The sequence below is a fragment of the Streptomyces sp. RKAG293 genome (assembly GCF_023701745.1).
GTDB lineage: Bacteria > Actinomycetota > Actinomycetes > Streptomycetales > Streptomycetaceae > Actinacidiphila.
Genome location: NZ_JAJOZB010000001.1, coordinates 1,167,604 through 1,186,572, shown reverse-complemented (window position 1 = coordinate 1,186,572; position 18,969 = coordinate 1,167,604). Strand labels below are relative to the sequence as shown.

Genomic DNA, 18,969 nt, shown 5'->3' with positions numbered 1-18,969 from the left:
GGAGCAGAGTCCGCCGACCGCCGCAACGCGTGTTGCGCGTGGTGCAACGTATCCACCCCGCGGATCCCGAACCGGCCACCGGCGGGTCGCCGTCCGTATGCCCCCCATTTCGCGCTGCCGTTCGCGACGGGCCAGGTCGGAGGGGTGCGCGCGGGATCGCGACAGCCGCTGGAAGTCACGACCTAGCCGGGAGTACGGTCCTGCCAGCCGTGCAGCGAGATTCGCGGGCCGTCGTCGAGGACGCAGCGCAGTGCGTGACCCGTGCTGGGCACCATCTCCCCGGGGAGGTCGTCGATGTCGAACCAGCGGACCGCGGAGTGCTTCTCCGGCTCGCTGTTGACGGGCTCTCCCGACCAGTCGTGCGTGGTGAAGACGACGGTGAGAAAGCCGTTGGGGGATTCGACGCCCCAGGCACCGTGGATGACGTGGGCGACACGGAGCGCCGCCGGGTCCACCACGAGGCCCGTCTCCTCCCGCAGTTCACGGGCGGCGGTGTCCGTGACGGGTTCACCCGGATCGCTCTTGCCGATGGGGAGATCCCATTTGCCCTGGCAGTACTTCGCCCCAGGACCGCGTTGCAGCAGCACGACCCGCCGCTTCCCGGCATCGTGGACGATCACTGCCGCGGCGAGCAGGGTCATCGAGTCCAGCGCGGGCGTGAGCGCGCCGGATCTGTCGGCGGCCGGAGGAAGGGCCATGGGAGTCCTTTCGTCGGTGGCGGGAGCGGACGCACGGGTCGGGCGGGGCGGGATCAGATCCAGCCGGGGCTGTCGGTGCCCCACAGGGTGGGCGGACGGGTCCAGTCGCCGGGGCCACCGGCGTAGCCGACCGGCGGGCGGGCGTACTGGAGGCGGCCGTACGGGGAGGGCGTTTCGGCCAGCCAGGAGCCGGGGTCGTAGGCCGCCTCACCGTCGGTTGCGGCGGGGCGGATGCCGTGCGTCAGCCAGGAGGCGGTTCCCGCCAGGGAGAACCGCAGATGCCGGCCTCCACCGGTGTCCTGGCGGTCGGTGAGCGCACGCAGCACCGCGGCGGCGAGCAGATATCCGGTGCCGTGGTCCAGGGCCTGGGCGGGGAGCACTCCGGGGTGTCCGTCGGATGCGGCCTCGATCCCGGCGATGCCGCAGGCGGCCTGCACGAGGCTGTCGAAGCCGCGGCGGCCCGCCCACGGCCCCTCCCAGCCCCACGCGCACAGCTGGGCGACGATCAGCCCGGGCCGCCGCTCCAGCAGTTCTCGCGGAGCGAGACCGTGCCGGTCCAGGGCGCCCGGTCGGTAGCCGGTGATCACGACGTCGGCCGAGGAGAGCAGTTCCTCGAACAGCAGCCGGTCCTCGGGCACATCGAGGTCCAGCAGCGTCGAGCGCTTGCCGAACCCCGTATCGGCATGGGCGTCGGGATGCTCCGGGAGCCGGGGGGAATCGACGCGCAGCACATCGGCGCCGAGCAGCGCCAGCGTGCGGGTGGCCACCGGTCCTGCGATGACCCTGGTCAGATCGAGCACCCTGACGCCGGCGGCCGGCAGCGCCGCCGCGCTCAGGGTCCCGGCCGCGCCGTCCCTGGTCCGACGGGACTCGACGAGGGGGAGTTCCGCCTGGTGGCCCGCCGCCGTGGCGACGGCCACGGCGAGCCCGCCCGCCGCGTGAACCGTCTCCTGGATCTCCAGGGCGCGACGGGTCAGCAGCCGCTCCGCGAGGTGCTGGGCCGGTGCGCCGTCGTCGCCCTCGTCCGGGATCTCCAGGGCGGTCAGCAGCCGGGCGCGGTGGTGCGGGTAGTTGGCGTGGGTCCTGACCCAGCCGTCGGCCGCCCGCCAGAAGCCGGAGAGCGGGGCGAACGACGTCGGTTTCCGGCCGTCGATCCGCAGATGCCGTTCACTGACGAAGGCGGTGGCCACCGCTCCCTCGTCCACCCGCACCTCCGGTACGGATCCGCCGGCGCGGCGCGCGAACAGCTCCGCGGCCGCCAGCGAGCACACCCCCACCGTCGCGCGCGCCAGCTCCCGCACCGGAAGCCGGGACGGCGGCACACCGCTCGACGCGATGTACGACACCCCTTCGAGCAGCTCCGCCGGACCGCCGAGTGCGGCCCAGGCGTGAGCGGTCGCCACGTCGATTCCCTCAGTCATCGGCCTATTGTGCTGCAGGCCCCGACCGGCGGCCCAAGCCGGTTCACCCCCACGCCCCCCGTGCGGATCCGGGACGGCGCCCGCTTTCACGCCCCGTGCGAACGGCGCGCGCCGGCGCACGCTGTTCGCACGGTGACGCGCGGGCCGGGAAGGGGGAAGCTCGGAGACAGTCCCGATCCTCCCGTACGACAGGCGAAAGGGGTGCAGCAGAGGCACCGTCCGTGCACGCCCGGCCCGGTGTGAGCGGATCCGAGAAGCGGCGTTCCAGCGGGCGTTCGCGCCATCCGCCTCCCAGACGCCGTCAGACGCCGTGATGCCGTCACGACGTCCCACCCCGCCCCGAAACCGAGGCGGGGCGGGGTGGCGTGCCCGGCCTCGGCACGGTGCACCCCCTCAGCGGGTCCTTCAGAGGACCGCGCTGAGGAATTCGCGGGTGCGGGTGTGCTCCGGGGCCTCGAACAGCTGGTCCGGAGGCCCGGCTTCGAGGACGTGGCCGTGGTCGAACATCATCACCCGGTCGGAGACATCGCGGGCGAAGCCCATCTCGTGCGTCACACAGAGCATGGTGATGTCGGTGCTCAGGGCGATGTCCCGCAGGACGTCGAGCACACCTGCCACGAGCTCCGGGTCGAGCGCGGACGTCACCTCGTCGAGGAGGAGGATGTCGGGCCGCATGGCGAGCGCGCGGGCGATGGCGACACGTTGCTGCTGGCCGCCGGAGAGCTGCGTCGGATGGGCGTCGCACTTGTCGGCGAGGCCCACCAGGTCCAGCAGCTCGCGGCCGCGTTCCGCGGCCTCGTCGCGGCTGAGGCCGAGGACGTGAACGGGCGCCTCGGTCACGTTCTCCAGCACCTTCATGTTGGGGAACAGGTTGAACTGCTGGAAGACCATGCCGATCCGGCGTCGCCGTTCTCGGAGGTACTTCTCGTTCGCCGGCACCAGTCTGTCCCGGCCGCCCGGCATGTGGGAGAAGGGCTCCCCGTCGACATGAATGGTGCCCTCGGTGACGCGTTCGAGGGTCATGAGCAGCCGCAGGATGGTGGTCTTGCCGGAGCCACTCGGCCCGATCAGGGTCACCCGCTCACCTCGTCGCAGCCCGAAGTCGAGCTGGTCCAGGACCGTGTGGTCGCCGAACCGCTTCACCACCTGGTCGAAGCGGACCATGTCCGCGACCGGGGAATCGTTGCGGAGAGCGTCGCCCTTCTCGGTGAGCGCGTCGGTCCCGGACTCGGCGTGGCTGCCGGGGCCGGTCTCTTCCTTGGGGTCGGTGTCACTGAGCAAGGCGCTTCTCCAGTCTTCTCATCAGCATCGAGGTGGGGTAGCTCGCGACGAGGAAGATCGCGGCGGCGAGGGTGAAGGCCTCCAGATAGGCGAAGTGGACGCTGCCGTACTCGTTCGCCTCGTGGACCATCTCCTGCACGGTGATCACCGAGAGGAACGGCGTCTCCTTGAACATGGAGATCACGTAGTTGCCCAGTGCCGGAACGACCTTGCGGACGGCCTGCGGCAGGATCACCGCGCGCCACACCCGGCCGCGCGGCAGCGAGAGCGCGACCGCCGCCTCCCACTGTCCCTGGGGTACGGCGTCGATCCCGGCGCGGTACACCTCGGAGGTGTACATCGCGTAGTGGATGCCGAGGACGGCGATGCCGATGGTCAGCGGATCCAGGCTGGGCACCAGCACCCAGACGGCGAAGAGCTGGATCATCACCGGGGTGGAGCGTACGAACTCCACGACGATGCGGACGGGCACGGTGACCCAGCGGGTCGGGGCGCGGCGGAGCACGGCGATCAGCAGTCCGAGCACCATGGCGACGACGGATCCGAGCACCGTGGCGAGCAGGGTGATCCCGAAGCCGTCCAGGACCACGGGCAGTCCCTCACGGGCGGTGTTCCAGTCCCACATCACACACCACCCGCCCGTGCGGCACGGCCGTCGGGATCAGTGATGCCGGCGGACGACGGCTTGAGGACGTGGCGCAGTCCGCTGCCTTGCCCCAGCCGGGCCTTGGCCACCGCCTCCAGGGCGTTCATCAGCAGCGTCAGCGCGTAGGCGAGCACGAAGTAGATGACCAGGAGCGTCACGTACGCGGCCGCGGTGTTGCCCGTCGTCGAGCGCAACTGGTCCATTTGGAACGTCAGATCGGAGATGGTGATCAACGACAACAGCGGTGTGGACTTGAGCAGCTGGATGAGCAGGTTGTTGAACGGCGGGATCATCTGGACCCAGGCCTGGGGCAGGATCACCCGGCGCATCCGCTGCCAGGGGCTCAGGTTGAGCGCGACGGCCGCCTCCCACTGCGCCTGGGGTACGGCGTTCAGTGCGCCGCGCACCACTTCGGAGCCGTAGGCGCCGTAGTTGAGGCCGAAGGCCACGACCGCGCACGCCATCGGCTCAAGCTTGAACCCGAGGATCGGCAGCGCGAAGAACAGCCAGAACAGCTGGACGTACAGGGAGGTGCCGCGGAGGAACTCGACGACCACCCGCGACAGGCCGCGGACGAGAAGGTGTTCCGAGCGGGACATGAAGCCGAGGACGAAGGCGAGGACGAGGGCCAGCAGCGCGCTGAGCACGGTGGCCTGGAGGGTGACGGAGACGCCCTGCCACACACTCGGCAGGGACCGGGAGAACTGTGTGAGGAATTCGCTCATCAGGTACGCCCATCACGCCTTGCACAGGTCGGCTGTCCGCAGGGTGGCCGGCGGTACCTCCTGCTTGGTGAAGCCGTACTTCCCGATCAGCGCGACATAGTGCTCGGGGTCGTCGGTGATCTTCTTCAACTGGCCGTTGAACGCGTCCCGCAGCGAGGTGGCGTTCTGCCGGAAGACGGCGCCGCCGGGGCTGTACTGCTTCTTGCCCTTCAGCTCCGGCAGGAACGGTTCGAGCACCTCGACGTCCGCGCCCTTGTTGGTCTTCGCCAGCCAGCGCAGGGATATCCCGGTCAGGGCGAACGCGTCGATCCGTCCCGCGACCAGCGCGTCGAGCCCGTCCTGCTGCTTGGCCAGCGACTTGACCTTGGAGTCCCCGACACCGGCACCGGCGGCGTACCCGGCCTCGACCGCGGCCGTCAGCACTCCGACACCGGCGCCCTTCGCGGCGCACGAGGCGAGGTCGCTCAGACCCTTGGGATTGCCCTTGCGCACCATCAGCGCGGTGGGGGAGATGAACTCCGGTTCCGAGAAGATGACCTTGTCGCACCGCTCCGGGGTGATCGCCATCCCGGCGCTCACCACGTCGAAACGGTCCGCCGCCAGTCCGGGGATGAGGGCGCCGAAGTCCGTGAGGGTGGGGCGCAGGTCGGGCACCCCGAGCCCGGCGAAGATCTCCTTGTGCAGGGTCGGGGCCTCACCGGCCAGCGCCGTGCCGTCCTTGAACCCGTACGGCGCCTCGCCGGCGAACCCGACTCGCACGTACCCCTGTTTCCTGAGCTTCGCCAACAGGTCGCCCTCGCCCTTCGGCGCTCCCGTTCCGGTCTCGGTGCGGCTGCACGCCGTGAGCAGCCCCGGTACCACCGCCATACCCGTCAAGGTGGTGGTCCCGAGCAGGAATCCTCTGCGGGAGAAGGAGCTGCGCTGCGACATGGATGGTCCCTTCGGTCACGTGCGCCACCTGGTGCGTGACGCCACATGAGGGCCGCCCCTACCCGGCAACACCGTTTGCATTCAAGGAAATCGCAGGTGGGGGTGGTTATCCGCAGATGTGTGGGATGCGCGGGTTGGGCCGATTACGCGGCGGCGGACCATTTGACGCGAGAGGTGCCGCGCCGCGACGATCAACGGCATGGAAGCGCGGATTCTGCGGGCCGGTGACCGTGTGCCGACGCCCTGGAGCAACGGCGGCGGCGTGACGCGTGAGATCACGGTGGACCCGGCGCACGCGGGCCTGGCCGACTTCGGCTGGCGGGTGAGCCTCGCCGATGTCGTGGAGGACGGGCCCTACTCGGCCCTCCCGGACGTCGACAGGATCATCACCGTGGTCGACGGGCCGGGGATGGTGCTGACGATCGACGGTGCCGCCCACCCGCCGATCCGTCCGCTGCGCCCGTTCGCGTTCCCCGGCGCCGCCGCCACCGACTGCCGGCTGACGGGCGGGCCCATCGTCAATCTCAACGTGATGACCCGGCGCGGACAGGCAGCGGCAACGGTCGGGATCGTGGACGGCGCGCACACCGCCGAGGTCCCCGTGAACGGCTCCGTGCTCCTCGTCGCCCTGACCGACGACGTCGACTTCTTCATCGACCCCGGTTCCGTTCCCGCCGTCGCTCCTGAGGACACCCGCCTCGCCCGCTTCGACGCGGTGCTCGTGTCGGGGACGGGTACCGAGATCGCGGCCCTGCGGTCCGAGGGCAGCGCGGCCGTCATCACCCTCAGGCCCTAGGCCCTAGCCGGACAGCTCGGCGCCGCACCGCGGACAGCGGGCGGGCGGCGGGCCGTCGGACACCGCGTCGCACTGCGGGCAGACGCGGTCGAGCCAGCAGGCGGACTCGCCGCCCTCCGGGTCGGCGACGGTGTCGGGCGGACCGGCGGAGCCGTCCCGGTCGGTCGGTCGCGCCGGTCCCGCGGGTTCGACGGGTTTCGTGGGGCTCATGGCGACCACTCTTCCACGGCGCCACGGCGCATTGTCAGTGGTGGGCGGCACGATGTCCTCATGACCGAGATCACCACGGCCCGGTTGGCCGACGCCGAGTCGTACACGCGGGCCGTCTCCGATGCCACCGAAGCGTCCGCCGCCTACTACAGCGGCGGGGACTCCCGCCTCGACGATGCCACCTACGACCGGTTGGCGCGGGCGATCGCGGCCTACGAGGCCGAGCACCCCGCCGAGATCGTGCCGGCGTCGCCGACCGGAAAGGTCGCGGGCGGCGCGGTGCCGGCCGGCGAGGTGGAACATTCGGCGCGGATGATGTCACTGGACAACGTCTTCGACGGTGCCGAACTCTCGGCCTGGGCGGACTCCCTGGCCAAGCGGCTCGGCGGACCGGTGACGGGCGGTTACGCGGTCGAGCCGAAGCTGGACGGGGTCGCCGTCGCCGCGCGCTACCGGGAGGGCCGCCTGGTCCAGCTGGTCACCCGTGGCGACGGCAGCCATGGCGAGGACGTCTCCCACGCCATCGGGACCATCGCCGGACTGCCGGACCGGCTCGACACCCCGGTGACGTTCGAGGTCCGCGGTGAAGTGCTGCTGACCACCGAGCAGTTCGAGCAGGCCAACCTCATACGCGCCGAGTTCGGCGCCACACCGTTCGCCAACCCCCGCAACGGGGCGGCCGGCACCCTGCGGGCCAAGGAGCGGCCGTACGTCATCGAGATGACGTTCTGGGCCTACTCGGGACTGCCGCTGGAGGAGGGTTCGGCGGAGCTCGTGTCCCTGGCCCACAGCCGCGTCATGGAGATCGTCGCGGAAGCGGGGGTGCAGACGACCGCGGCCACTCCCGTGGGGCTGCGCACCTGTGCCTCGATCGACGAGGTCCAGAAGCGCGTCGAGGAGATCGCCGCGCTGCGGGCCGCGCTGCCGTTCGGCATCGACGGAGTGGTGATCAAGGCGGACGACCCGGCCGACCAGGAGAAGGCCGGTTTCAGCTCCCGCGCCCCGCGATGGGCGATCGCCTACAAGCTGCCCGCCGTGGAGCGCGTCACCCGGCTGCTCGCCGTGGAGTGGAACGTCGGCAGGACCGGCGTCATAGCGCCGCGCGCCGTGCTCGAACCCGTCGAGATCGACGGCAGCACCGTCACCTACGCGACGCTGCACAACCCGGCCGACATCACCCGCCGGGACCTGCGGATCGGCGACCAGGTCACCGTCTACAAGGCCGGTGACATCATTCCGCGCATCGAGGCTCCGGTGGTCCAGCTCCGCACCGGGGCGGAGACGCCGATCGCTTTCCCCGCGGAGTGCCCCCGCTGCGCCTCCGACATCGACACCACTCAGGAGCGCTGGCGCTGTGTGCGCGGCCGGGAGTGCGGGCAGCTCGCCTCGATCCGCTACGCGGTGGCGCGGGACTGCCTCGACATCGACGGGATGGGGCACAAGCTCGTCACGCAGCTGGTGGAGTCCGGTCAGGTCACCGACTTCGCCGACGTGTTCACCCTCGATCGCGGGCAGGTGCTGGGGCTGGACCGGATGGGCGAGGTGAGCGCGGACAAACTGCTGGCGACGATCGCGGCCGCCAAGGACCGGCCGCTGAACCGGGTGTTCTGCGCGCTCGGCGTCCTCGGCACCGGCCGGAGCATGTCCCGGCGGATCGCCCGGCACTTCGGCACCATGGAGGCCATCCGCGCGGCGGACGCCGCCGCGCTGGAGGCAGTCGCCGGCATCGGCGCCGAGAAGGCCAGGGTCGTGGTCGCCCAGATCGCCGAACTGGCCCCGCTCATCGACAAGCTGACGGCCGCCGGGGTGAACATGACCGAGCCCGGAGTGCCGGCGCGGATGCCCGGTGAGGGCGACACCGACGCCGACGGCACGGCGGAGCCGCAGGGGGCCGTTCCGGCCGGCCCGCTGGCGGACCTGACGGTCGTGGTCACCGGCAGCATGACCGGTGCGCTGGCGGAGCTGTCCCGTACGGCGATGAACGAGCTGATCGAGAGCGCCGGCGGCAGGGCGTCGTCGAGCGTGTCGAAGAGGACCAGCCTGCTGGTCGCGGGGGAGAAGGCGGGTTCCAAGAGGGCCAAGGCGGAGGAACTCGGGATCCGGGTGATCGCCCCGGAGGAGTTCGCCGAGCTGCTCGGCGACCTCATACCGTGACCGGCCCGCGGAGAGCACCGAGCAGCGCCGTGTCGCACCCTGTCCCGGTGTCTCGCCGGACGCCCCGCTGAGGAACGCTACGCGGTGGCCTCGCCCAGATAGACCCAGAGCGCGTCCTCGCGGACGAAGCGGCTCACCTCGTGCTGCGAGTCCGTGTCGCCGTGCAGGCGGTAATGGGCGCGGAACTCCACCGTGCCCTCGGTGTGGAAGGCGCTGCCGTCCGTCGTCCCGACGATCTCCAGCCGGGTCCACTGCTGATCCGGCTCGAACTCGATGCCGGACGGCCGGGTGGTGGAGTGCCACGTCCTGAGCAGGTACGCGGCATCGCGGACGGCGAACGCGCTGAAGCGCGAGCGCATCAGCCGCTCCGCGGTGGGAGCCGCGGCCTGGCCGCTGTGGAGCCTGCCGCAGCAGTCGCGGTAGGACGCGTCCAGTCCGCAGGGGCAGGGAGAGGCGGGCCGGGCCGTCACCGAGGGGCGTGCGCTGTTCCGTATCACACCCTCATTGTGACGGCCCCCGGGCACCCGGAACTACGAGGCCACGGCCTGCGGTGCGGAGGACGGTCCGGACTCCGCGGCGAGCCGCTGCCTGGCGGCCTCGACCGCCCGGCCGACCGTGCGGAAACCGGTGATCACGCACAGGGTGTAGGCGGTGTCCTCGAGCCGGCGGTGCTCCAGCGACCCGGCCGAGTCGCCCCGGGCCTGCGCGGCGAGCGACTCGTAGCGCTCCAGTAAGTCGCGCAGGACGGCGGGATGGGCCATCAGCATGGTCGTACTCCTTGGGTGAGTGGCACGAGGTGCCCGACGGGACGGCGTTCGGTGCCTGTCGGGAGTGTTCTCGTCCTGGTTCTCGATTCCCACGAGATCGCCTCGACGACCGGACGATCCGACGACTGGACGACCCGTGGTGCGCCGAGGGTTCCCGGCCCTACGGCGCCTACCCGTGTCCCGGGGAGCGATGCCGCACATCGTCCAGAATCCGTGACAGCGGCAGCGGCTGACGGCGTACCCGTACCTCCAACAGGGCGCGGAAGCAGGTGTCGCACAGGGCCAGCGGCGCGCGCAGGCCGAGGTCGCGGACCGTCCGATCGGTACGGCCGCACTCGTCACAGGCCGCCAGATCCGCTGATCCCGCCATGTTGTCGATGCTGCTCCCGGATCGGGCCGCGGGGTAGGGGGCATCCCGGTCTCATGGGCGCGGGCCCGGTGGAAGGGATGCGCCGCCCCTCCGCCCACCGGAACGCCGGAAGATCGCCGAACGGGCCTTCGGGGCACGGCGGTTGGCGGCGGGCGGCCCGCTGGGGGAGACGGTCGCGGGCGAATGGTAAAGAGCCTTGACAGTCCGTTGGTCTAGTCCAATCATGGGCACTGCTCGGCTCTCCTCGTGACACCGCACCGCGTATCCCCCCATTCGCCGGCTCATTCTGTGGGAGCGTTCATGAGACGACCAAGATCCGTCCGAGTACTGCTGACCGCACTGGCCACGGCCGCCGGGTCCCTCGGCCTGGTGGTCGCGGGCGGCACCGCCGCGCATGCCGCGACGCCCATCCCCGCCCATGTCTTCGCGCCGTACTTCGAGGCGTACAACGGCGACAGCATGTCGGCACTGTCCGCGCAGTCCGGTGCGAAGTACCTGACGATGGCGTTCATCCAGACGCCGTCGAAGGGTTCCTGCACGCCGTACTGGAACGGCGACACGGGCATGCCGATCGCCCAGTCCAGCTTCGGTGCCGACATCGCGGCCATGCGGGCGGCCGGCGGCGATGTCATCCCGTCCTTCGGCGGCTACACCGCGGACAACACCGGCACCGAGCTGGCGGACAGCTGCACGAACGTCAACTCCATCGCCGCCGCCTTCGAGAACGTCATCACCACCTACGACGTGACGCGCATCGACCTCGACATCGAGGACAACTCGCTCACCAACACCGCCGGCATCGACCGCCGGAACAAGGCGATCAAGCTGGTCGAGGACTGGGCGGCGGCCAACGGGCGCACCGTCCAGTTCTCCTACACGCTGCCGACCACCACCAGCGGCCTGGCCTCCAGCGGACTGGCCGTCCTGCGCAACGCCGTGACGAACAACGCCCGCATCGACGTCGTGAACCTGATGACGTTCGACTACTACGACGGCGCCTCCCATCAGATGGCGACCGACACCCAGACCGCCACCACCGGCCTGCGCGGCCAACTGGGCACGCTCTACCCCGCGAAGAGCGACGCGCAGCTGTGGGGGATGGTCGGCATCACGGAGATGCCCGGCATCGACGACTTCGGCGCCGCCGAGACGTTCCAGACCGCCGACGCGGCCACGGTCTACAACTGGGCCGTCTCCAAGGGCATCGCCTCGCTGTCCTTCTGGGCACTCCAGCGTGACAACGGCGGCTGCCCCGGCACCGGGGGATCGGACTCCTGCTCGGGCATCGCGCAGAGCACCTGGTTCTTCAGCCACGCCTTCGAGCCGTTCACCGGCGGCGGAGGTCCGGTCACCAACGACTTCTCGGTCAGCACCACACCCGCCTCCGGGTCGGTGAACCCCGGCGCCTCGGTGACCGCGACGGTGAAGACCGCCGTCACGGCCGGCTCGGCGCAGACCGTCAACCTGACGGCGTCCGGCGCCCCCGCGGGTGTGACGGTCGGCGTCAGTCCCGCCTCGGTCACCGCCGGCGGGTCCGCGACGCTGACGGCCACCGCCTCCGCCACGGCGGCGGCCGGAACGTACGCGGTGACGGTCACCGGCTCGGCGGCGTCCGGCAGCCACCCGACGACGTACACCCTCACCGTCACCGGCCCCGGCGGGTCGGGCGTGCTGGTCAACGGCGGCCTGGAGAGCGGGAGCCCGACCCCGTGGACCTGCCAGCCCGGGGGAGCGGTGGTCGCCAGTCCGGTGCACACCGGCACCCACGCGCTGCTGGTGGCGCCCACCTCGGGCCAGACCGGCCAGTGCGGGCAGAGCGTCGCCCTGTCGCCGAACCACAGCTACACGCTGTCCGGGTGGGTTCAGGGCAGTTACGCCTACCTCGGGGTGAGCGGCGGCGCTTCGGCGAGCACCTGGACGTCGTCCGGCGGCTGGACCAAGCTCACCGTCCCCTTCACCACCGGCGCCTCCGGAACGGTCACCGTGTACCTGCACGGCTGGTACGCCCAGGGCAACGTCTACGGGGACGACTTCTCGATCACGTAGCACCCTCGTTACCCTGGTCCCGGCCTGCCCGGTCGGCGGGCCGTCCTCTACAGTCACACCCAACGTCTACAATTCTGTAGACGTTGGGTGTGCCCGTGAGGCACTCGTTGACAACGGCGCCGCCAAGCCGGTCATTCGACGCAATTCCAGGGACGGGACCAATGAGCGCGATCGGCGTCGGCCAAGCCGCCATTCTCGGAGTGGTGGAAGGGGTCACCGAATTCCTCCCGGTGTCCTCCACCGGCCACCTCAAGATCACCGAGGGGCTGATGAACATCCCGGTGGACGACAAGGCGGTGGTCGGCTTCACGGCGGTCATCCAGGTCGGTGCCATCGCCGCCGTCCTGGTCTACTTCTTCCGCGACATCGTGCGGTTCGCGAGCGCCTGGGGTCGCGGCATCGCCAACAAGAGCGAACGCGACAACCACGACTACAAGTTCGCCTGGTGGGTCATCTACGCCACCATCCCGATCGTCGTCGTCGGCCTCCTCGCCAAACCGCTCATCGACGGCCCGCTCGCCTCGCTGTGGGTGGTGGCCGGCTCGCTCATCGGCGGCAGCATCGTGATGTGGGTGGCCGAACAGATGGCCAGGTTCAAGCGCGGTGAGGACGAGATCACCCTCAAGGACGCCATGATCGTGGGCTCCTCCCAGATCCTCGCGCTGCTCTTCCCCGGCTTCTCCCGCTCCGGCGCCACGATCTCCACCGGTCTGCTCCGCGACCTGGACCGGCTGGCCGCGACCCGGCTCTCGTTCTTCCTGTCCATCCCGGCGCTGACCGGCGCGGGGCTCTACGAGCTCAAGGACGCCACCGGCGGCGGCGTCGACGTGCTCCCCCTCGTCGTGGGCACCGTGGTGTCGTTCGTGGTCGCCTACGCCTCGATCGCCTGGCTCCTGAAGTACATCGCCAAGCACTCGTTCAACCTCTTCGTGATCTACCGCATCATCATCGGGATCCTGCTGTTCTCCCTGCTCGGCACCGGCGTCCTGAGCGCCTGAGGTCCCGCCGGAACCGTCAGGTGTGTGCCTGGAGCGCCGGGGTATACGACGCCTCGACGGTGTGGACTTCCTGAGGAGGACGACATGGCGGGCTCGGTAGTGACGAGGACCTCCCCGACCGCTGTGCGGTTGCCGGAGGCGGACGTGGACCGGGCGGAACTGCCGCGGGTGGAGTGCCCCGGAAAGCTCGCCCCCAAGGACGCGCGGCAGCTGTCGAAGCTGTTCTTCGACCGGCTGCGGGAGCTCGACGAGGGCACCCACGAATACCAGTACGCCCGCAACACCCTCATCGAGCTGAACATCTCGCTGGTGAACTTCGCCGCCGGGCGGTTCCGCAACCGGTCCGAGCCGCGCGAGGACATCGTGCAGGTCGGGACGATCGGCCTGATCAAGGCGATCGACCGGTTCGACCTGTCGCGCGAGGTGGAGTTCACCACGTTCGCCATTCCGTACATCACCGGCGAGATCAAGCGCTTCTTCCGGGACACCAGCTGGGCCGTGCACGTGCCGCGGCGGCTGCAGGAGCTGCGCCTGGAGCTGGCCAAGGCCACCGAGGAGCTGGCCGGCCGGCTGGACCGCGCGCCCACCACCGATGAGCTGGCGGCGCTGCTCGACCTCACTCCCGCGGAGGTCACCGAGGGCCAGCTGGCCAGCAACGGCTACGTCGCCGGGTCCATCGACATCCCCGCGGGCGAGGAGGAGGGCAGCGGCGAAGGCGTGCTGGCCGACCGGCTCGGTGACCTCGACCCCGCGCTGGAGTTCGTGGAGAACCTCCAGTCCCTCAAGCCACTGCTGGCCGATCTCGCCCCCCGCGACCGCCGCATCCTGAACATGCGGTTCGGCGCCGAGATGACCCAGGCGGAGATCGGCGCGGAGCTGGGGATCTCGCAGATGCACGTGTCGCGGCTGCTCACCCGGACCCTGACGCGGCTGCGCGGGCAGCTGCTGATCCAGGAGTGATCCGCGGGCAGAAGACCGCCGGTGGGGCCGCTCGTGGATCGTGCGCGAGCGGCCCCACCGGCGTGGTGAACCGGCCGCGGTGGTCCTGCCGGCGGACCGGCGGCCCTACGCGGTGAGGGCGAAGTACACGCGCAGCGTCGTGCCGGCCGCCGTCGTGTGCATCCGCACCAGGTCGGCGAGGTGGTTGACGAGCAGCATCCCGCGGCCGCCGGGAGTGGCGCGCACGACGGGGATACGGCCGACGAGCGGATCGGTGAGGTGTCCGCGGTCGCGCAGCTCGCAGACGAGGTGGCCGTCCTCGGTCCACAGCCGCAGAGTGCCGGAGCCGCCGCCGTGCAGGACGGTGTTGGTGGCCAGTTCGTTGACGGCCAGCTCCACGTCCGGGATCCGGCCCGGGTCCAGGCCGGCGCCGACGGCGTACCGGGACGCGGCGAGCCGGGGCTCGGTCAGGGTCACGTTGTCGAAGGCGAGGGTCAGCGCGCCGTCCGGGGCCTCGGGCAGCGGCAGGTTCCACTTCGCGACGACGTAGGTGGGGGCGTAGTCCGGGCTGCGGACGCTGCCCGCGCCGTCGATGAGGACGGGGTGGGTGGCCGCGGCGTCGGCCAGGACGTCCGGGCTGAGCCGGTCGACGTCGTAGGGGCACAGGATCGTGACGTCGCGGTCGGCGAAGGCGAGGTTGATCAGTGCCTCGTGCTGGACGCAGGCCGGGTACTCGGTGGCCGAGCGGCCCCGCCAGATCGGCTCGCCGATGATCCGCACCCGGCGGCCGGGGTGGGCGTCGGCGAAGGCCCGCAGCACACCGGGGATGATCCGGCCCGGATTGCGGCCGGCCCGTGTCATGTCGAGCAGGCTCACCTCGGCGGCGCGGTCGTCGAGCGCCTTCTCCAGCAGGGCGAGGTTCGGGCCGGGAACGGCTACGGCGACCGGCTCGCCCCGGTCGAGTCCCTCGGTGATGAAGGGCACGGTTCCGGCGAGATAGGCGTCCCTGCCGCGGTAGAGGAGCGCCGGATGCGCGAACCCGCCGCGGCGAGTCGTGTCCTGCGGTATCGCGCTCATCTCGACTACCCCTCCATCGACAGCGGCCCCGTCCGCGACCACACCGCGGCTTCCGCCCTCAAGGATGCATTGTGCTCGATGGGGAGTCTGCCCGCCCCGGACCAAAGGATGGCACCCCGGTGACCCCTGCCCCGCGAGGCGGCCGTGGAAGAAGTTCTGGCGCGTGGCGCGGGAAGGCGGGATGCTGGGCTAGCCTGCGAAGTGCAGGGCAACATTTGTCATGTGGCAATGAAGGTGGAAGTGCCTCGGGCACCCGCTCGGCATGCGGTGACGACGTGATGGCGGGATGGGGACTGACATGGGCGACATGGTGGATGCGGACGCGCGGGTGAAACCACCGCGCGGCCGGTCCGGCGGTGCACGGAACCGTGCGGACGACCGGGCGCCGGACCAGGCAGCGGACTCCGCCGACCGCGGCGGACCGGTCGGCGAAGCGGAGCTCCGGCGGCTGCTCGCCGGCCTCACCGCCGTCCGTGACGGCGACTTCGGCACCCGGCTGCCCGGTGACACGGCGCTGCTCGGCGAGATCGCCACCGTGTTCAACGGGATGGTCGACCAGCTGTCGCTGTTCACCTCCGAAGTGACCCGGGTGGCCCGCGAGGTCGGCAGCGACGGCCGGCTCGGCGGCCAGGCGGTCGTACCGGGCGTGTCCGGCACCTGGAAGGACCTCACCGACTCCGTCAACGTCATGGCGGGCAATCTCACCACCCAGGTCCGCTCGATCGCCCAGGTCTCGACGGCCGTCGCCAAGGGCGACCTCTCGCAGAAGATCAGTGTGGAGGCCAAGGGCGAGGTCGCCGCGCTCGCCGAAGCGATCAACACCATGGTCGGCACCCTGTCCGCCTTCGCCGACGAGGTGACCCGGGTCGCCCGTGAGGTCGGCACCGAGGGCATGCTCGGCGGCCAGGCCAGGGTGCCGAACGTGGCCGGCACCTGGAAGGACCTGACCGACAACGTCAACTCCATGGCGAACAACCTCACCAGCCAGGTCCGCAACATCGCGCAGGTGACCACGGCCGTCGCCCGGGGCGACCTGACCCGCAAGATCGACGTGGACGCGCGCGGTGAGATCCTCGAGCTCAAGACCACCATCAACACGATGGTCGACCAGCTGTCGTCGTTCGCGGCCGAGGTCACCCGCGTCGCCCGCGAGGTGGGCAGCGAGGGCCGGCTCGGCGGTCAGGCCGAGGTCGAGGGCGTCTCGGGCACCTGGAAGCGGCTCACGGAGAACGTCAACGAGCTGGCCGGGAACCTCACGCGGCAGGTCCGCGCCATCGCGGAGGTCACCGGCGCCGTCGCCGAGGGCGACCTGACCCGGTCGATCTCGGTGGACGCCTCCGGCGAGGTCGCCGACCTCAAGGACAACATCAACTCCATGGTGGAGTCGCTGCGCGAGACGACCCGGGCCAATCAGGAGCAGGACTGGCTCAAGTCGAACCTCGCCCGGATCTCCGGCCTCATGCAGGGCCGCCGGGACCTCGGCATCGTCGCCGAACTGATCATGGACGAGCTGACGCCGCTCGTCGCCGCGCAGTACGGCGCGTTCTACCTCGCCGAGGACGCCCCCGAGGGCACCGAGCTGCAGCTGATCTGCTCCTACGGCTATCCGTCCGGTACCGGATCGCAGGACCGGCCGAGCCGGTTCAAGCTCGGCCAGTCCCTCGTCGGCCAGGCGGCCCGCAGCCGCCGCACCATCGCCGTCGACGACATCCCGGCCGGCTATGTGATCTCCTCCGGGCTCGGCCACACACCGCCCGCCAGCCTGATCGTGCTGCCGATCGTCGTCGAGGGCCAGGTGCTGGGCGTCATCGAGCTCGCCTCGGTGCACCGCTTCACCCAGATCCACCGGGACTTCCTGGACCAGCTGATGGAGACCATCGGCGCCAACGTCAACACCATCGTGGCCAACGCCCGCACCGACGAGCTGCTGGGCGAGTCGCAGCGGCTCGCCGCCGAGTTGCAGGCCCGCTCCAGCGAACTGCAGGTCAGGCAGGAGGAGCTGCAGAGCTCCAACGCCGAACTGGAGGAGAAGGCGGCGCTGCTGGCCACCCAGAACCGCGACATCGAGACCAAGAACCTGGAGATCGAGCAGGCCCGCCAGGAGCTGGAGGAGCGTGCCCAGCAGCTCGCGCTCGCCTCCAAGTACAAGTCCGAGTTCCTCGCCAACATGAGCCACGAGCTGCGCACCCCGCTCAACAGCCTGCTGGTGCTGGCCCAGTTGCTCGCCCAGAACCCGCACCACAACCTCACGCCCAAGCAGGTCGAGTACGCCGGCGTCATCCACTCCGCCGGATCCGACCTCCTCCAGCTGATCAACGACATCCTCGACCTGTCCAAGGTCGAGGCGGGCCGGATGGACGTCGCCCCCGAATGGGTGCCGCTGCGCCAGCTGGTGGACTACGTGGAATCCACCTTCCGTCCGCTGACCTCGCAGAAGGGCCTGGAGTTCCGGGTCGAGGTGGCGTCCGGTACGCCCATGGAGGTCCTCACCGACGACGCCCGGCTGCGGCAGGTGCTGGGCAACCTGATGTCGAACGCCGTGAAGTTCACCGAAGCGGGCGAGGTCGCGCTGCGCGTCTTCGTGGCCCCGCCCGGAGACCTCCCGGCGGCGGCGCTCTCCCAGGGACCCATGCTGGCCCTCGAGGTCCGCGACACCGGGATCGGGATCGCGGAACAACAGCTCGAAGCGATCTTCGGGGCGTTCCAGCAGGCCGACGGCACCACCAGCCGCCGCTACGGCGGCACCGGCCTGGGCCTGTCCATCAGCCGGGAGATCGCCCAGCTGCTGGGCGGCTCCATCCAGGCGGCCAGCGTGCCCGGCGAGGGCAGCGTCTTCACCTTCCATCTGCCCGTCGCCCAGCCCGACTTCGCCGCGCTGCACGGGGCGGCGACCGGCGACGCGACGGCGGAGCCGCTCGTCCTGTCGTCCCCGGAACCGGACCGGGAACGGGACCGGAACGAGAACCGGGACCGCGGCCACGACCACGACCGCCGCCGGGACCCCGGCCGGGACCCCGGCCGGGAGGGGGCGCTGGAGACCGAGCGGCGCCGGCTGCTCGTCATCGAGGACCAGCCCCGCGGACTGCTCTCGCTCGTCGCCGAGAGCGTCGTCGCCGAACTCGACCACGGCCGCGGTCCGGCCGATCCGCGCGGCCGGGTCCGGCTGCGCAGCGCCGCCGGGGCGGCGGAGGCCGTGGAGGCGCTCGCCACCGAGCCGTACGACTGCGTGGTGCTCGGACTCGACGCGAACGGCGAGGCCGGACTGCGCTCGCTCGACGTGATCATGAGCGAACCGGCGCTGCGCGAGGTGCCGGTCCTCGTCCACCCCACCCGGCGGCTCGACCCGGAGCGGGAACGGCAGATCGCCGAGCGGGCCCGCACCCGTCCGCTGGAGGTGCTCTCCGGACTGGACGAGCTCCGGGAGCGCATCGCCCGCCATCTGAAGTCCTACCGGCCGCGGGAGACCGCCCGCGGCGCCGCCGCCGTCGGACTCGACGGCCGGACGATCCTGGTCATCGACGACGACACCCGCAACGTCTTCGCGCTCACCAGCATGCTCGAACTCCACGGAGTCCGGGTCATGCACGCGGAGGACGGCCGCAAGGGCATCGACACCCTGGACCTGAACCCCGGCATCGACCTGATCCTGATGGATGTGATGATGCCGGAGATGGACGGGTACGCGGCCACCGCCGCGATCCGCGCGATGCCCCACTACGCCGATCTGCCGATCATCGCGGTGACCGCCAAGGCCATGCACGGGGACCGGGAGAAGAGCCTGGCCTCCGGCGCCAACGACTACGTCACCAAGCCGGTGGACTCCGCGGCCCTGGTGGCCTGCATACGGCGCTGGCTGCGGTAGAGCAGCCGGCACCCGCCGGCCCCGCCCCTCACCTCACCCGCACCGCCCG

The 18,969-nt window shown here is 70.9% G+C and carries 17 protein-coding genes; 6 read left to right on the top strand and 11 right to left on the bottom strand.

The genetic code is table 11. The features are described 5' to 3' along the window. Positions 1–182: 182 nt before the first annotated feature. The 6 genes from LNW72_RS05165 to ehuB all read right to left on the bottom strand — a co-directional run bounded on the left by LNW72_RS05165 (position 183) and on the right by ehuB (position 5,701). A complete protein-coding gene (locus tag LNW72_RS05165) occupies positions 183–698 on the bottom strand; it encodes an NUDIX domain-containing protein (RefSeq protein WP_250974272.1) in 516 nt (171 codons plus the stop codon). 53 nt (positions 699–751) lie between these two features. After that, positions 752–2,119, bottom strand: a complete 1,368-nt coding sequence (locus LNW72_RS05160) for a CoA transferase (RefSeq protein ID WP_250974271.1) — start codon at positions 2,117–2,119, stop codon at positions 752–754. Positions 2,120–2,524: 405 nt separating this feature from the next. Next, positions 2,525–3,283, bottom strand: a complete 759-nt coding sequence (gene ehuA / locus LNW72_RS05155) for an ectoine/hydroxyectoine ABC transporter ATP-binding protein EhuA (RefSeq protein WP_250980025.1) — start codon at positions 3,281–3,283, stop codon at positions 2,525–2,527. A gap of 106 nt (positions 3,284–3,389) precedes the next feature. Then, positions 3,390–4,025 carry an ectoine/hydroxyectoine ABC transporter permease subunit EhuD gene (gene ehuD, locus LNW72_RS05150; RefSeq protein WP_250974270.1) on the bottom strand — a complete coding sequence of 212 codons (636 nt, stop codon included), beginning with the start codon at positions 4,023–4,025 and terminating at the stop codon, positions 3,390–3,392. After that, positions 4,025–4,771 (bottom strand): ectoine/hydroxyectoine ABC transporter permease subunit EhuC, encoded by a 747-nt coding sequence (gene ehuC, locus LNW72_RS05145; protein ID WP_250974269.1) that lies wholly within the window; start codon positions 4,769–4,771, stop codon positions 4,025–4,027. The genes ehuD and ehuC overlap by 1 nt, the downstream gene beginning before the upstream one ends. 12 nt (positions 4,772–4,783) lie before the next feature. Continuing rightward, complete coding sequence (gene ehuB / locus LNW72_RS05140; RefSeq protein WP_250974268.1) at positions 4,784–5,701, bottom strand: ectoine/hydroxyectoine ABC transporter substrate-binding protein EhuB; 918 nt, start codon at positions 5,699–5,701, stop codon at positions 4,784–4,786. A 199-nt stretch (positions 5,702–5,900) separates the two neighbouring features. Between ehuB and LNW72_RS05135 the strand changes: the two genes are divergently transcribed. Next, complete coding sequence (locus LNW72_RS05135; protein ID WP_250974267.1) at positions 5,901–6,497, top strand: HutD family protein; 597 nt, start codon at positions 5,901–5,903, stop codon at positions 6,495–6,497. Between the two features lie 3 nt (positions 6,498–6,500). Here the strand turns inward: LNW72_RS05135 and LNW72_RS05130 are convergent, their stop codons facing one another. Further along, positions 6,501–6,707 (bottom strand): hypothetical protein, encoded by a 207-nt coding sequence (locus LNW72_RS05130; RefSeq protein ID WP_250974266.1) that lies wholly within the window; start codon positions 6,705–6,707, stop codon positions 6,501–6,503. A gap of 60 nt (positions 6,708–6,767) precedes the next feature. On the opposite strand from LNW72_RS05130, the gene ligA reads away from it, so the two are divergent. Next, the gene (gene ligA, locus LNW72_RS05125) at positions 6,768–8,861 is read left to right on the top strand and encodes an NAD-dependent DNA ligase LigA (RefSeq protein ID WP_250974265.1); all 2,094 of its coding nucleotides are present in this window, start codon (positions 6,768–6,770) and stop codon (positions 8,859–8,861) included. 77 nt (positions 8,862–8,938) lie between these two features. Here the strand turns inward: ligA and LNW72_RS05120 are convergent, their stop codons facing one another. From LNW72_RS05120 to LNW72_RS05110, 3 genes are all read right to left on the bottom strand, one after another. Next, entirely contained in the window at positions 8,939–9,358 is a 420-nt protein-coding gene (locus LNW72_RS05120) for a YchJ family metal-binding protein (RefSeq protein WP_250974264.1), read from the bottom strand. Between the two features lie 33 nt (positions 9,359–9,391). Further along, positions 9,392–9,628, bottom strand: coding sequence for a DUF5133 domain-containing protein (locus LNW72_RS05115; RefSeq protein WP_250974263.1), 237 nt, complete (start codon positions 9,626–9,628; stop codon positions 9,392–9,394). A 169-nt stretch (positions 9,629–9,797) separates the two neighbouring features. Then, positions 9,798–9,998 (bottom strand): hypothetical protein, encoded by a 201-nt coding sequence (locus tag LNW72_RS05110; protein ID WP_250974262.1) that lies wholly within the window; start codon positions 9,996–9,998, stop codon positions 9,798–9,800. Positions 9,999–10,298: 300 nt separating this feature from the next. Here LNW72_RS05110 and LNW72_RS05105 point away from each other — a divergent pair, with 300 nt between their 5' ends. The 3 genes from LNW72_RS05105 (at position 10,299) to LNW72_RS05095 (ending at position 14,002) form a co-directional block, all read left to right on the top strand. Then, positions 10,299–12,044, top strand: a complete 1,746-nt coding sequence (locus LNW72_RS05105; protein WP_250974261.1) for a glycosyl hydrolase family 18 protein — start codon at positions 10,299–10,301, stop codon at positions 12,042–12,044. Between the two features lie 161 nt (positions 12,045–12,205). After that, positions 12,206–13,042, top strand: a complete 837-nt coding sequence (locus LNW72_RS05100; RefSeq protein ID WP_250974260.1) for an undecaprenyl-diphosphate phosphatase — start codon at positions 12,206–12,208, stop codon at positions 13,040–13,042. An 84-nt stretch (positions 13,043–13,126) separates the two neighbouring features. Further along, positions 13,127–14,002 (top strand): SigB/SigF/SigG family RNA polymerase sigma factor, encoded by an 876-nt coding sequence (locus LNW72_RS05095; protein WP_250974259.1) that lies wholly within the window; start codon positions 13,127–13,129, stop codon positions 14,000–14,002. Positions 14,003–14,107: 105 nt separating this feature from the next. Here LNW72_RS05095 and LNW72_RS05090 read toward each other — a convergent pair whose 3' ends face one another. After that, positions 14,108–15,058: an anti-sigma factor RsbA family regulatory protein gene (locus tag LNW72_RS05090; RefSeq protein WP_250974258.1), complete on the bottom strand. Its 951-nt coding sequence runs from the start codon at positions 15,056–15,058 to the stop codon at positions 14,108–14,110. Positions 15,059–15,356: 298 nt separating this feature from the next. Here LNW72_RS05090 and LNW72_RS05085 point away from each other — a divergent pair, with 298 nt between their 5' ends. Next, positions 15,357–18,920, top strand: a complete 3,564-nt coding sequence (locus tag LNW72_RS05085) for a HAMP domain-containing protein (RefSeq protein ID WP_250974257.1) — start codon at positions 15,357–15,359, stop codon at positions 18,918–18,920. The last annotated feature ends 49 nt before the right edge of the window (positions 18,921–18,969 follow it).